Consider the following 13,465-nt stretch of genomic DNA (forward strand, 5'->3'; position numbering starts at 1 on the left):
AATTCGGCGTGCACAGGGACATCTGCGTCAATTTTGAAGCAAGAACGGCGCCACAATAATGATAGAGACTCAGGCGGGCGCAATCATCTTTTCGGCCGCTGGCTGGAGGTTGGCAGCCAAGTTCACTTCCGCTCAAGATAAGGAAAATCTTGGCGGTTTGTCTTTGGCACCAAACGGATGGCCGGAACGCTGATCAAGTCCCTCAGACGCTGTCGCGCCGGGTCCGCGCGGCGACTGCCCGCACCAAGGGCCCGAGCGTCAGCCCTTGCACCAGGACGGAGAAGACCACGACGCTATAGGTGACGGTCAAGAGGATGTCGGCGACCGGCCCTTTCGGTAACGACAGCACCAGCGCCACCGAGATGCCGCCGCGTAACCCGCCCCAGGTCAGGATCGGCACGACACCAGGCTCGAAGCCGCGGGATCGGCGCATCAGATGAATCGGCACGCCGACGCTCACGAGGCGGACGACGAGCACCAGCGGGATCGCCAGCAGACCCGCCAGAACCAGTTCGCCGGTCACCTCGATCACCAGCACCTCCAGCCCGATCAGGACGAAGAGGACGGCGTTCAATACCTCGTCCACCAGTTCCCAGAAGTCGTCCAGCCGATGCCGGGTCGCCTCGGTCACGGCGGTGGCGCGCCCATGGTTGCCGATGATGAGGCCCGCGATCACGATGGCGATGGGGGCCGAGACATGCGCGTGCGCGGCGATCGCGTAACCGCTCATGGCCAACGCCAGGGTCACCATGATCTCGACCTGATAGTTTTCCGTGTGCCGGATCATCTGCAGCGCCATCCAGCCGAGCGCAACCCCGAACAGGAGCCCACCGAGGATCTCCTTGACGAACAGGAACAGGGTCTCGCCAAGACCCTGGGTCGACTCGCCGCTGGCCAGCGTGAGCAGCGCCATGAACAACACCACCCCGACCCCATCGTTGAACAACGATTCTCCGGTGATCTTCATCTCCAATGCCTTGGGCGCTCCGGCGCTCTTGAGAATACCGAGCACGGCGACGGGATCGGTGGGCGAGATCAGGGCGCCGAAAACCAGGCAGTACAAGAAGGGCACCGAGATCCCGAGGGCCAGGAACAGCAGATAACTGCCGATGCCGATCAGCAGGGTGGCGCCAACGACACTGACGGAGGCCAGCGTGATGACGGCCCATTTCTGTCGGGCGAGCTCGCTCAGGTCCACATGCAGCGCGCCGGCGAACAGCAGGAAACCGAGCATTCCATTGAGAAAGGCATCGGTCAGGTCGATGCTTTCCATCATGTGCGCGACCTGCCCCTCCAACCCCGGCGCGAAGGGCAGCGGCAACTGGAGCAGCAGCGAAAACACCAGGGCGACGAGCATCAGGCCGATCGCATTCGGGAGCTTCAGGAAGCGGTCGTTCAGCCAACTGAAAATTGCGGATAGCCCGATCAGCAGGGCCAGAATGTCGAATAGGCGCATGTTGTGGAATCCTTGAGGTTGGTGATTTCGGTCTCCGACGACGAACAGGGCGTTCGCCAACCTTTCGGGCAGCACGATATACCGACCAGAGACCAGAGACCAGAGACCAGAGACCAGAGACCAGAGACCAAAGACCGAAGTGCGGCATGAAACCGCGAACGGCAAGACCGCGCGCCGTTTCCGAGTGGGCACGGACCTTGACGATTGTCGAGAGGCTCAAGATCCGTGTCAGAATGATAGGCGCCATCGTCGCCCTGGCGGCGGTCATCGTGCTGGTACCCTCTTCGGGCCTTTATTCGTTCACTGAGACAATTTGCGCATGACCAACCCTTTATCTCGACACCGCTCGGCTACCTTACTGGCCGCCATGCTTGGGATCGTCCCGGCGCTCGGCGCGCCCGCCTTCGCGCGGACCCCGCCGCCGGGCATCGGCGACTGCGCGGCCATCACGTCCGACCGGGAGCGGCTTGCTTGTTATGACCGCGTCAGCGCGAACGTCGCGGCCCCCGCGCCAGACCCGGAACCGGAACGCGCCGCGATGACGGCCCCGGCAGCTTCTGCGTCCGCCTCCGCTTCGTCCGACACGGAAGCGTCCGACCCGACCTCGCTGATCGATGCCGCCTGGGGCTTCGCCCCCGACTCCGAGCGCTATACCATCGCCTTCCATCGGCCCAATTATCTCCAATTCGCGCGCTATTCCAGCCGGCCGAACAATGCGCCCTTCCAGACCCTGTTCGCGACGACTCAGGATCCCGACGTGGAGCTGAACTCGACCGAGGCACGGTTTCAGATCAGCTTCAAGGCGCGCCTCTGGGCGACCGACAACCGGCGCTTCGGGATCTGGGCGGCCTACACGCAGCAGAGTCAATGGCAGGTCTACAACGACGAGGTCTCGCGCCCCTTCCGCGAAAATAATTACATGCCCGAGCTGATGGCGAGCTTCCGGCCCGATGTCGAATTCGGCGGCTTCCATTGGCGGTTGTTCAATTTTGGCTACACCCACCAGTCCAACGGTCGCGCCGACCCGATCTCGCGGAGCTGGGATCGTCTGATCGCGGAATTCGGGATCGAGCGGGGCAATTTCGCGTTGCTGATCCGGCCCTGGTATCGCTTCGCGGAAGACGAGGGGGAAGACGATAACCCGGATATCCTCGACTATTACGGCTATGGGGACATCACCGCCATCTACAAATGGCACGGACACAGCTTCTCGCTCATGGGTCGCGGCAACCTTGAAACCGACAAGGGCGCCGCCCAATTTTCCTGGACCACGCCCCCGCTGCTCGGCCCACTGCGCGGCTATGTCCAGGCCTTTACCGGTTACGGCGACAGCCTGATCGATTACGACTGGAAGCAGAACGCGATCGGCATCGGGGTCACCCTGAACGACCAGCTTTAATCCACCAACACCGCATGCCCCCTCGACGTTCTGTTCGACTTGCCGGACAGCGTCATCGGCAACCTTACTCTGACAGCCCCTATCGATTTCCTTGGATCGCCGGATCGCGTCCAGGAGATTGGTTTGGGTTGACCGGGTTCACGGCCCCGTCACAGTCCTGTGGGACGATCCTGACGCGACGCTTCGGGCGTCGTGTCCGATCCCAGCCCAACCCTTGACTTCCATCAGGAGCACTCCGTATGCACACGCACCGTATTGGCGTCGCCGCGTTCGCCGTGGCCCTTGCCCTACTGCTCAGTCTGCCAGCCCAGGCCCAGCAGGTCCGGATCACCGGCGGCGGGGCGAGTTTCCCGTTCCCGCTCTACTCGGCCTGGTTTCGTCACTTCAACCGGGAAACCGCCGGCGTGCGGATCAACTATCAGTCCGTCGGCAGCGGCACCGGCGTGCGCAACTTCATCAACCGCACCTTCGATTTCGGCGCCAGCGACGCCGCCATGACCGACGAGGAGATCGCCCAGGTGCGCGGCGGGGCACTGGTCCTGCCGATGACGGCCGGCGAGATCGTGCTGGCCTATAACCTGCCCGGTGTCGACAACCTGCGTCTGCCGCGCGCCGTCTACCCGCTGATCTTCTCCGGCGAGATCACCAACTGGAGCGATCCGCGGATCGTCGCCGCCAATCCGGGCGCGACCATCCCCGACCGGACGATCCGGGTGGTCCGTCGCTCCGATTCCTCCGGCACCACCTTCGTCTTCACCCAACATCTGAGTGCCATCAACGAGTCGTTCCGCACCCGGGTCGGGACCGGCACCTCGGTGTCCTGGCCGAACCAGCCGAATATCATCGGCGCCCCCCGCAACGATGGCGTCACCGCCACGGTCAACCAGACCGAGGGGTCGATCGGCTACATCGAGTATTTCTTTGCCACCTCGACCGGCGCCCAGGTGGCGCTGTTGGAAAATGCCGCCGGGCAGTTCGTCGCGCCGAGCGACGAGTCCGGTCAGGCGGCCCTGGCCGGCGCGGACCTCACGGGCAAGGATCTGCGCATCTGGGTGACTGACCCCGCCGACCCGGCCGCCTATCCGATCGTCACCTTCACCTGGATGCTGTTCTTCCGCGAGCACGGCAACGCGCGGATCGGTGCGGCCCTGCGCGACTTCGTTACCTGGGCGCTGGCGGATGGTCAGGACATGGCCGCCGACCTCGGCTACATCCCGCTGCCGAAGTCCGTCGTCGAACGCGTCCGGGCCGAGATCCCCAACATCCGCTAGCCGGACGCGTCACTGTCTGTCACGGCGCATAAGGAAGGGTTCAAAAACAACTGAAACAATGGGGGGCGGGCCTCTGGCCCGCCAGGCGGGCGGGACGCCCGCCCCCCATATTTAAGCGCGCCGCTTATTTTTTACTCGTGACTTAAACCACGCCCAGAGCGGTATGCGATGTTTCCGGATTGAATCGGCTTCGGCAGACTCAACAGATTGTCGGAGCTGGCGCGGTTTAGGCCGTCAACACTCCCTTGTGATCTTCCCCGAAACACCCGACGAGGTCCGACCAACCGGCGCACAGATCGCCTGGATCGAGTTTGACCGCGATCAGGACGACATCCCAGAGTCTCAGTGACCCGGCGAATGCAGCCCCTTGCCCCACGTCCGCCACACGAATAGTCTAGTCAGACATCTCGTCATCCATCTGTAGGAGCGACCCATGCCGATCTGGCCCGTTCAGGTTGCCAAAGCCCGTTTCAGCGAGCTGCTGGACGTTTGCGTGAGCGAAGGCCCGCAAGTGGTGACCCGACGCGGCACCGAGACGGCGGTGCTGGTGCCGATTGATGAGTGGCGGCGGCTTCAGTCCTCGGCCCGCCCCTCCCTCAAGCAATTGCTCCTGACCGACTCGGCCCGCACCGACCATCTCGTGCCCGAGCGCGGCAAGGCCCGGCGCCGCCAAGCCATCGCCTTGCCGTAACGCCCATTCCTACAACCTGTTGCCCATGGATGATCCGGCGTTCCGTTGCTGGGCAAAGCTCATGCATCGGAAGTCAGATACCCTCTATGAAGACGCGATGATCGCAGCGATCGCCAACGTGAACGGCCTCACGGTCGTGACTCGCAACCTGGCTGATTTCGCCTCGTTCGGCGTTGATCTTCTCAATCCCTTCGAGTTTGGCACGAAGGCCTGAGTTGGCGCGTGAACTGACCCGTCAACAGGAGAAACTTCGGCTCTTGCCGGCGCAGCCGCCGCCCCGACCTGGAGCGGCTCGACGATGACTTCTGAGCGCCCGGATGACCAGCGGGGGGCCTACGTCTGGATCTGGCTGCCGGGCGCGGTGACGCCCGTGGTCGTGGGCCGGCTCCAGCGCGAGACGCATGGCGGCTATGCCTTCACCGATGGTCGCTGCTACCTGGACCGGGCCGAGGCCATCAGCCTCTTTCCGACGTCACCTGTCTGGCCGCCGCGCCCGCCTTTGGCCTGACCCACGCGGCCAGGGACGGCGTCTGATCGATCGTCAGCGCGCGACGTTGGAAAATGCCTGGACGAGGTCTGTGAAGACGCCGGATTCCGTCGCGCCGAGCGGGACGCGCGCTGGCAGCGGTCGTTTCTCAATCCCGATTGTCTGGTGGGCGATCCGGCGGGGTAGCCACATCCGCGTCGCTCGCAAGGGAGTCAACCACTTCGCAAGAAATGGCTGGGTTCGATGGGTTTCACGGCCAATCGGCGTTTGTACCAATCATCAAGCGTCGTGCCAGGGCCGTTCTACCCGACCTACCTTGCTATTGTCCATCTGATGAGAAAGACAAAAAGCAAAATCACTGTCCGCCGCGCACGAGACGAACGTATTCCGCATAGTCCTTATAGCTGTAGCTGACGTAGCCATAGCCGAAACTCACGTCCCACGCGTAGTACGAACCGCTGGCATACGGCGACGAAGACCAGAACCAGGACGATGGCGTATTCGGGAAAAACCGGCTGTTGATGGCCGGGGCAACGCAGCGTTGCTCGACCAGCGAGGTCAGCTCCTTTTTGTTGGGCAGACGCCACGGCGAGCTGCCGGCGAAGACGTGATCGGCCGCGTGCTGAAGGGCCTGCGACCAGGCGAAACCGCTTGCGCTGCCCGTGGCGCAGTCGCCGCCGCTTAAGCCCTCGGCGCATTGTTTCCAGATCAGGTTCGTCGCGAGATCGGTCACGCTGCCGTTGCCGTTGTCCCGGAAGCGGCTATCGGGCGCCGTGGCCAAGATGTCGTCGCGGCAGGTCTGGGCCTGCGCGCCGACGCAGACCATCAACAATGCAATCGCGGGCAGCAAAGACGTGCGGTTCATGGTCATCCTCGGGATCAGGGGGTTGAGCTTGGTGCGCCAACCGCGCCGCCGGGGCCAGCGGGGCCAAGGAGCAGGGGCGCGTTTGGGCCGACGAAGAGATAACGCAGCACTCGTCGCTTCATGCCGCCCGGCAGCCAACCCTCCTCGGCGATGAAGCAGTAGGGCTGCCCCGCCCGGCGCAGCGATTGACCGAGACCCTTCAGATGCGACAGGGGCCAAGAGCGACCCTCGCCCAAGCCGTGACGGGTCTCGGCGCGCATCTGCGACCAGCGTTCGAGCCAGGGCGCGACCGCCAGCGCCTGCCGCAGGTCCGCCTCGAAGGCGGCAACCCGGTTGCCGAGCTGGACCAACACCAGAGCGGGCTCGAAGGCTTGGCGAAAATAGGCGACCTGACTGCGTAGCGAGGTCACGGACGGCGGCTGCCAGCGCGGCCCGAGTGCTCCCGCGACCCAGTCGAACAGCACCCCGAGCCAAGGTCGCACGGCGAACAGCCGCCGCACCAATCGATGCGCATCGGCATGGGCGAAATGCCCCAGATAGCTCGCCAGCACCGCACGCAAGCGGTCGCGCGCCGCCGCTTGCAGGCGCAGGCTGGTCGCCGTGACGGCCACGCGCTCGAAGGGGGCAAGCCGCTCGCGCAGGTTACCGACCACGCGGCGACGCACCAGCCGATACCGCGGCCGCACGATATAGCCGAGAAAATCCGACCCATCGGTGACCGGACGCAGTCGCCGGTCCGGCTTCAGCTCGAGCATGAGCCGCTCGGCCAAAAAGGCTTCGATCCGCCGCTCCCAATCATGCAACTGTGCCGGGCTTTCATGCACCAGCACGAAATCATCCACGTATCTCAGATAGTGACGGCACTTCAGCCCATGTTTGACGAACTGATCCAGCTCGTTGAGATAGACGTTGGCGTAGAACTGGCTGGTCAGGTTGCCGATCGGCAGGCCCTTGCCCGGCGGCGCCTCGGTGAGCCGTTTGTACGGCGGCACACGATCGAGCTCCTGCGGTGTGCAGCGATAGAGTGTCTCGTGCTTGAAATCCTGCTTTAGCAGCAGGTGCGTCAGCCAACTCAGATCCCGAGCCTCGGCGGCATCGATGAGGGCTCCGTCGACCGCCTTCTTGAGCCGCCGGTTGACCAAGCGAAACAGGAGCGCCTGGTCGATACGGTTGAAGAAGTTGCGCACGTCGAGCTGCAAGAACCAGGCGGGCCGCTTGCCGTTGTCGCTGACCGAGCGCATGAAGGCACCGAGCCGCTCGACCGCCGCATGGGTGCCCTTGCCCTTGCGGTTGGAGTAAAGATCGTCAATGAACACTGGCTCGAACAGCGCCTCGAGCCGTGGCACCAGCACATGGTGCACCACGCGGTCGGAGAAGTCGGCGGCATGGATCTCGCGTGCCTTGGGCTGGCGCGCGACGAAGCAGAGCGAGCGGGAGGGGGCGTAGTCGCGACGCTGCAGGGCCTCTGCGGTGTCCACCAGGTGATCCAACAGCCGCCGCTCGTAGCGCTGGGCGTTGGCCGTGCCGCGCTTGCGTCGCCGGCAGGCACGGTAACCGTCGTAGACGGCTCGAAAGGAAAAGACACCGCCCGTGTCACGCTCCGCCGCGCACGAGACGAACGTATTTCGCATTGTTCTTATTGTTGTTGTTGACGTTGCCATTGTTGAAATTCACGTTCCACGCGTTGTTCGAATTGCTGGCATTCGGCGACGAAGACCAGAACCATCGAACCGTTAGCCGACGCACTTCCGCTGGCCGAGCGCATCCGTTCGGTAGCGCCCGGTCAGACAAGGCATGCCATGCCCCGCCAAAGCGGGTGCCGAGCTCCGCCATCGCGGCAAAGACTCGACCCCCGTTGGGTCATGGCGGCGCCGGCGCACAGTGACCTCGGCACACCCGCGCCCGCTCCGCTGCCCCCAAAAACGGGGCTTCAGGACCGGGAGCAGTGCTGGCCGTCGGCCGCCGCAAGCCGCTTACGCCACCCCCCGCTCTGCTTGCCCACGGCCACCGCCAGCTCGGCGATGACCTGGAATTGACCGAATCCCTGAAACGCCTGCAGCTCCTTACCGAGTTGGATCTGGAGTTTGAGGTCGTCCACCGCGTCCACCACCCGCGCCACGCGTGCGAGCTGATCCTCGCCCTTATCCGCCGCACGCAGGATCAGCCGACAGACCGTCATCGCCTGCCGGCGCAGATCCGAGCCGAGCGTGTATTTGTGATAACGCGGAAACTGCCGCACCGCCTGCTCGATGGCCAAGAGCAGACGGTTGGCGTCGCGCCAGATGGGCAGATGGTTCAGATGGTTCATGATGGCGCATCGCTCAGCTCGGATCGGGCTCGGATTGATCACAGGTCCACCAAAAACAAAATCACTGTCCGCCGCGCACGAGACGAACGTATCCCGCACCGTACTTATTGTGGCTGCCGACGCTGCCATCGTTGAAATGCACGTACCACGCGACGTACGAATAGCTGGCATACGGCGACGAAGACCAGAACCAGGAGTGCGATGGCGTATTCGGGAAAAACCGGCTGTCGATGGCCGGGTAAAGGCGATCATTGCTCGTGATCGACTCCAGTTCGAACCGATCCGGCAGCCGCCAGTCGCCGGCCCCGCACAGCCCCTGCGCATTGACCGCCTGCACGTATGCCTGGGTGTCACACTGGCTGCCGCTACAGGTCCCTCCGTTCGCCGTGCCGGCACTCCCGCCGTTGATCGCCGCGTCCGGGTTGTACCAAGTGTAGGTCCAGCCCTGGTCGCGCAGCCCGCCGTCGTCGGTCTTGATCTCCCAGGTGAGTCCGGTGACGTTGTCGCGCACACAGCTCCAGCTCGTCGCACTTGCCGGCAGGGCGTTGCCGTTCCCATCCAGCTTGGTGAAGCTGAAGCCGGCATGGCCATCGCTGTCGTCGTCGTGGGTGACGTCACGCCCATACTCCGCATCCTGCCCCGGATAACCCGAGACTGGGCAGCCGAGATCGCCGCTAGAGGCATCCGCGCAAGCGGTGATGCCGGTGTCGTTGAGGCCACCACAGGACCCGGTGCAGGCCTGGGTGCTCGGCGGGCGCGCCGCGTCGTCGCAATACAAGTCGAGCACCAGGTTCCCACCATATTCGGTCTCGCACCACACATCGCGATTTTGGGTGGCGGTGGCGCCGCAATCGGCTTCGCAGGCACTGTAAGGCCCGACGACCCACAGGTACGTGACCGTACCATCATCAGGACGGGTGGGATCATGCCCCGCGTTGAATTCCTCCAGGTTGGTCAATTCGTCGCCGTCCGGATTCCCGTTGGGATCGCTCACGCCAAAGCGCTCCTCCCAATGATCGAGCATGCCATTGTAGTTGGCGTCCGCAAGGTTGAGCGTGATCTCGGGCTGTACCACCTGCCGGGCCCAGCCGCCCAGGCTGCTGTAGCCACCCAGACGGACCTGATAGGTTCCCGGTCGGTCGAAGTCGATCCAAAACCGGTCGTTGTTGACCCCGACCTGATTCAGGATCTCGTAGCCGACGTCGTTGACCGCGATCACCTTGGGCTGGGTCCACTGGCTGAAGGTGATGAAGGCGTCCGGCCCAACGCCGAAGAGCCCCTGGAATGGATTGGCGACATTCTCATGGCGACCCTCGATCAACAAGGCCCGGCTGTTGCTGGGATGCGTGCCAGCGATCTGCTCGGCGCTGAGCGTCGGGAGCCCGAGGATGCGCGTTTCGTCGATGATCGAGAGCGGGAAGAACGTCTCGTAGTCATCGGCCTTGGCATTTTTCGGCCAACGGGCCAGGATGTGATCCCAAACGCTCAGGTCGGCGTAGAGCCAAAGGTTCACTCCGCCGGTCAGCAGGCCCTTGGTCAGCCAGTAGTCGGCATCCAGGGTGCCGCCATCGGGATCGTAGTCTTGATGGATCTGGCCGTGGATGCCGGCCGTGGCCTCCAGATAGGGCTGCACCACCATGGCTCCGGTGGCCACCTCGTAAAAGGTCACGCGCAGCTCGGGCAGGAGGGAGATCTTAAGATTGGCCTCGGCGTCCGCGTCGCCGTGCAAGGATAGCTGGTAGACGGGCTGGATGTGGCGGATCTGCTCGTACTGACCGTTTTCGTACTTGAAGCCGAACGCCAGCTCGTCGAACTCCATGTTCAGGGTCTCGGTGGCGCTGATGACGCCGGTGGTGCGACCTTCGATGCGCAGGTTGGCGGCCAGGCGACCCTTCATCACCACGGGCACGGAACCGGCCATATAGACCTTGATGAATTCACGCTCAAACAGCGTCTTCGTTTGATCGAGGGTGGCCGCCCCCTGGGCGACGATCCTCAGCTCCTGGGTGAAGCGCGCGTCGGCGCGGGCCTCGAGCCGTGCCGATTGAAGCCTCGCTCCGTCCACCCGAACATCGGCCTCCACAGTCGGCGCGAAGCTGAATTGGACGTTGTTGGTCACGCTGAACCCGCCGCTGAAGGTCAGTGTTTTCTCCTCGTTGTCCGGAAAATTCGGCGAGCTGGTGACATAGAGATCGAATTCGAAGGGGACGACTTCTTCCCAACCCAGGGAGTTGCCGTAGTTCCTGTACCAAGTGTCCTGGCACACATTTCCCGCTTCGTCGACATAGGCGCGCACCCGCACCCTGTAGGGCTGGTCGGAGACATGATCCTCCGTCGCAGTGATGTTCAGGGGCATGGTTGCGCTCTTGTAGCGCCAAGTCATGTCCCCGCTGTAGCTGGGCACCGTTTCCGCGTCCCCACGGCTGATGGAGCCCAATGTCACCAGGCCAGAACTGGGTTTTCCCGAAGGCGACGAAATCGCGAGGTCAGTGACATCACAGATGGTCAGTCGATTGCCGAACCAGTCTTCGTCGTCGTGGAGCTTCAGGGCTAACGTCATGGTGCCGCTGTTGCCGGGCACGATGGCGACCGCCTGAGCACCGCTGACCGTGACGTACGAGCCCTTCTCGGTCTTGCTGGCCGCTTCGGAGTAGAGCGATTGATCGCTCGCGGCCTGGCGCTGCAGACCGGCTTGCAGGGCTGGCGGGCCGGTGGAGACCAGTGGGGCGGGCTGACCGATGAGGGTGAGCCCGCTCTCTGGCCAATGCACACTGGCGGCGCCAGAGGCATGCGCACGATAGGCCGGACTGCCGGGGCGATTGAAAGCCCGCTTGGCCGCGGAAGAGCTCTCCGGGATCGGCGCCAACTGAATGCTCCCGCTGATTTGGAGGCGGTCGAACATCTCCGCGATGGACGCCGGGGCCGTGCTCACCCGCAGGGTGCCGTCGGGGTTGGTGGCGACCGCGGTGACCCGGCGGATCAGTGCGTTCTGGCCGTCGGCGAGGATGGTGCCGATGTCCGGAGGCGTCATGCCGGCGCGCAGGGTCAGCGTGGTGTCCGTGCTGCCCAGCACGTCACCGGAGGCCAAGTTGGTCACCGTCTGGGCGGCATTCGGGATCGGCTCTACCTCGGGCATGAGGATGCGCGTCTGATCGCTCCCTGTCTGATGCCCTTGCGGGTCGTAGGCCAGCATCTTCACGTAATACAGCGCGCCTGGGACAAGCCCGCCAATCTCAGCGCTCTGGACGCCTGCTTGCTGGTGCGCCAACGTGGCGCCGCTCGGCACGAAGTCTTTGGTTTGCGACAGATGGACCTCGTAGGTGATCTGGTCGCCGGGGGTGATACCGTCATCGACGGGCAGCCAACTGACGACAAGGGTCCGGGTATCGACGGCAGAGGCCTCGACCAGGGTCAGGTTGGTGGACCACGTCTGCACCACCGCAAGAAATGCCAGGAGTTGCGGGATGCGGGCGATGGCCGTCGCGGCATCGCCGTCGTCCGCGCCCACCCCGAGGAGGACCTCGCGCCCGGCCTCGCGAAGCGACGCCTGATCTTCCGCCGAAAGCGCGCTGTAGACGATCTCATGCGCGACCTGGTAGTCGGCGAAGGCCAGCGCGACACTGACCCGGTTGCCAAAGCGCGCCATGTCCGCGACGGCGTCCGGGTTGGTCCAGCCGCCATTGATCAAGGCGATGATCATCTGATTGCGCAGGATGCGCCCCGCCTGTCGCTCGCCGAGCCAGTAGGCGTAACCCTCGGCATCGGCCGCGCGGCCGAAGAGGTTCTGATACAGCGCCTCGATCAGGGGGCCGTCGCCCATGGCTTCGGGGTATTGCGCCTGGACCAGCGGCTGATCGAAAAAGCTCTGGGCGACCGTGGTCGGGGTCCACTCGGGGAGGCTCTGGATGTTGTTGACCCAATAGGCAAGGCCCTCGGCGTCCGGGGCATGGCCCATGGTCGCCAGGTAAATCTCGGCGACTTGCCAGCGGGTATCGCGATCCCAGGCCCGCGCCAACCCGCTCTGCGCGAGGGCGCAGCAGAGCAGAAAAAGCATCAAGGCCGGTAACCAACGCGGAACCGGACGGTTGGACGAACGGAGGATGAACCCTGACATCTGTAGTGTCCTTGGCCTGACTGATCCATGACGGCTGGAACGCCGCCCCGATACCCGCGAGTGATGCGCGGCAAGCATACCACCCGAGCGCCAACAATAGAGCCATTTCCTAGCCCACGATAGCACAGGATTTAGACTCGGCAACCAACCGCGACGGACCCCGGAACCGTGCCGTCAAGGTTGCCGGGGAAGGAGCGTATGACGATCCGGATACCCAGTCGAGCGAGATCTTCAACGGAAAGAGCCTGAACATCGTGACAGACGCGATGCGGATCGAAGGGTTCTAACCGTCGCAAAAAAGAGTAGCAGGATCATCATGCCTATGACAAGATCCTTGGCGCGGTAAGTAACTGTTAATATTATATTTCAAGATCTACTGTCATCCTGAAGAGCCGACGTGGTTTAGATTCGATCTTGATAACCAAATAATCCAATCGCACCGGCGACAGAATTTGTCCGTTGCCGGCGAGACCGGACCAATGTAAATACTCCGCATGCCATCAGGGATGCGTTTTCGGCGAGACCCAATCGATGCACGAGCCTTCCGATGACTAGACCCAAGGGCGCGCACTCACTGATCCGCGTGGTTGTGGCGCGATGGAGCGTCTTTTTCGGTTTCTGGCTGTTGCTGGTCGGACCCGGCCTGAGCGAGACGGCCGCCACGGGCTTGACCGCCGATCTGGCGGTCGGTCTACTGGCTGCCGCCGTCGCCACGGGAGTCAGCCTGCGCCTCCTGCCGCCAGCTCCGGGACGGCTTCACCTCGCGGCACTCGCGCGGCTCGCCCTGCATTTCTTCTGGCAGTCCATCGTCGCCGGGTTTGACGTGGCCCGCCGAGCCTTCGACCCGCGCCTGCCCCTGAAGCCCGGCGATCTG

Annotated in this window: 12 protein-coding genes; 6 read left to right on the forward strand and 6 right to left on the reverse strand. The window is 63.7% G+C overall.

Going from position 1 to position 13,465, the window contains the following annotated elements; genetic code table 11:
• Positions 1–202 precede the first annotated feature (202 nt).
• Positions 203–1,456, reverse strand: coding sequence for a sodium:proton antiporter (locus tag QZY07_RS08255; RefSeq protein ID WP_295401480.1), 1,254 nt, complete (start codon positions 1,454–1,456; stop codon positions 203–205).
• 319 nt (positions 1,457–1,775) lie between these two features.
• Between QZY07_RS08255 and QZY07_RS08260 the strand changes: the two genes are divergently transcribed.
• The 5 genes from QZY07_RS08260 (at position 1,776) to QZY07_RS08280 (ending at position 5,325) form a co-directional block, all read left to right on the forward strand.
• Positions 1,776–2,855 carry a phospholipase A gene (locus tag QZY07_RS08260; protein ID WP_295401482.1) on the forward strand — a complete coding sequence of 360 codons (1,080 nt, stop codon included), beginning with the start codon at positions 1,776–1,778 and terminating at the stop codon, positions 2,853–2,855.
• Positions 2,856–3,094: 239 nt separating this feature from the next.
• Positions 3,095–4,126, forward strand: a complete 1,032-nt coding sequence (gene pstS / locus QZY07_RS08265; RefSeq protein ID WP_295401483.1) for a phosphate ABC transporter substrate-binding protein PstS — start codon at positions 3,095–3,097, stop codon at positions 4,124–4,126.
• Positions 4,127–4,559: 433 nt separating this feature from the next.
• Positions 4,560–4,817, forward strand: coding sequence for a type II toxin-antitoxin system Phd/YefM family antitoxin (locus QZY07_RS08270; protein WP_295401484.1), 258 nt, complete (start codon positions 4,560–4,562; stop codon positions 4,815–4,817).
• Positions 4,818–4,842: 25 nt separating this feature from the next.
• Positions 4,843–5,031, forward strand: coding sequence for a hypothetical protein (locus tag QZY07_RS08275; protein ID WP_295401485.1), 189 nt, complete (start codon positions 4,843–4,845; stop codon positions 5,029–5,031).
• 84 nt (positions 5,032–5,115) lie between these two features.
• On the forward strand, positions 5,116–5,325 hold the full coding sequence (locus QZY07_RS08280; protein ID WP_295401487.1) for a hypothetical protein: 210 nt from the start codon (positions 5,116–5,118) through the stop codon (positions 5,323–5,325).
• Between the two features lie 334 nt (positions 5,326–5,659).
• Here the strand turns inward: QZY07_RS08280 and QZY07_RS08285 are convergent, their stop codons facing one another.
• The 5 genes from QZY07_RS08285 to QZY07_RS08300 all read right to left on the reverse strand — a co-directional run bounded on the left by QZY07_RS08285 (position 5,660) and on the right by QZY07_RS08300 (position 12,591).
• The gene (locus QZY07_RS08285) at positions 5,660–6,169 is read right to left on the reverse strand and encodes a DUF1566 domain-containing protein (protein ID WP_295401488.1); all 510 of its coding nucleotides are present in this window, start codon (positions 6,167–6,169) and stop codon (positions 5,660–5,662) included.
• Positions 6,170–6,183: 14 nt separating this feature from the next.
• Positions 6,184–7,800 carry a reverse transcriptase domain-containing protein gene (locus QZY07_RS08290; protein ID WP_295401490.1) on the reverse strand — a complete coding sequence of 539 codons (1,617 nt, stop codon included), beginning with the start codon at positions 7,798–7,800 and terminating at the stop codon, positions 6,184–6,186.
• On the reverse strand, positions 7,763–8,002 hold the full coding sequence (locus tag QZY07_RS27345) for a DUF1566 domain-containing protein (protein WP_363183935.1): 240 nt from the start codon (positions 8,000–8,002) through the stop codon (positions 7,763–7,765). Before QZY07_RS27345 ends, QZY07_RS08290 begins: the two co-directional genes overlap by 38 nt.
• Positions 8,003–8,099: 97 nt before the next feature.
• Positions 8,100–8,477 (reverse strand): four helix bundle protein, encoded by a 378-nt coding sequence (locus QZY07_RS08295; protein ID WP_295401492.1) that lies wholly within the window; start codon positions 8,475–8,477, stop codon positions 8,100–8,102.
• A 61-nt stretch (positions 8,478–8,538) separates the two neighbouring features.
• Entirely contained in the window at positions 8,539–12,591 is a 4,053-nt protein-coding gene (locus QZY07_RS08300; protein ID WP_295401494.1) for a DUF1566 domain-containing protein, read from the reverse strand.
• A gap of 547 nt (positions 12,592–13,138) precedes the next feature.
• Between QZY07_RS08300 and QZY07_RS08305 the strand changes: the two genes are divergently transcribed.
• The coding region (locus tag QZY07_RS08305) for a Na+/H+ antiporter subunit E (protein WP_295401495.1) at positions 13,139–13,465 on the forward strand (327 nt) is incomplete at its 3' end.

Source organism: uncultured Thiocystis sp. (assembly GCF_903866365.1).
Classification (GTDB): Bacteria; Pseudomonadota; Gammaproteobacteria; order Chromatiales; family Chromatiaceae; genus Chromatium.

Coding starts and splice junctions, on each gene's coding strand:
- QZY07_RS08255 (WP_295401480.1), bottom strand. CDS start 1,456: ATGCGCCTATTCGACATTCTGGCCCTGCTGATCGGGCTATCCGCAATT.
- QZY07_RS08260 (WP_295401482.1), top strand. CDS start 1,776: ATGACCAACCCTTTATCTCGACACCGCTCGGCTACCTTACTGGCCGCC.
- pstS (WP_295401483.1), top strand. CDS start 3,095: ATGCACACGCACCGTATTGGCGTCGCCGCGTTCGCCGTGGCCCTTGCC.
- QZY07_RS08270 (WP_295401484.1), top strand. CDS start 4,560: ATGCCGATCTGGCCCGTTCAGGTTGCCAAAGCCCGTTTCAGCGAGCTG.
- QZY07_RS08275 (WP_295401485.1), top strand. CDS start 4,843: ATGGATGATCCGGCGTTCCGTTGCTGGGCAAAGCTCATGCATCGGAAG.
- QZY07_RS08280 (WP_295401487.1), top strand. CDS start 5,116: ATGACTTCTGAGCGCCCGGATGACCAGCGGGGGGCCTACGTCTGGATC.
- QZY07_RS08285 (WP_295401488.1), bottom strand. CDS start 6,169: ATGAACCGCACGTCTTTGCTGCCCGCGATTGCATTGTTGATGGTCTGC.
- QZY07_RS08290 (WP_295401490.1), bottom strand. CDS start 7,800: ATGCGAAATACGTTCGTCTCGTGCGCGGCGGAGCGTGACACGGGCGGT.
- QZY07_RS27345 (WP_363183935.1), bottom strand. CDS start 8,002: ATGGCGGAGCTCGGCACCCGCTTTGGCGGGGCATGGCATGCCTTGTCT.
- QZY07_RS08295 (WP_295401492.1), bottom strand. CDS start 8,477: ATGAACCATCTGAACCATCTGCCCATCTGGCGCGACGCCAACCGTCTG.
- QZY07_RS08300 (WP_295401494.1), bottom strand. CDS start 12,591: ATGTCAGGGTTCATCCTCCGTTCGTCCAACCGTCCGGTTCCGCGTTGG.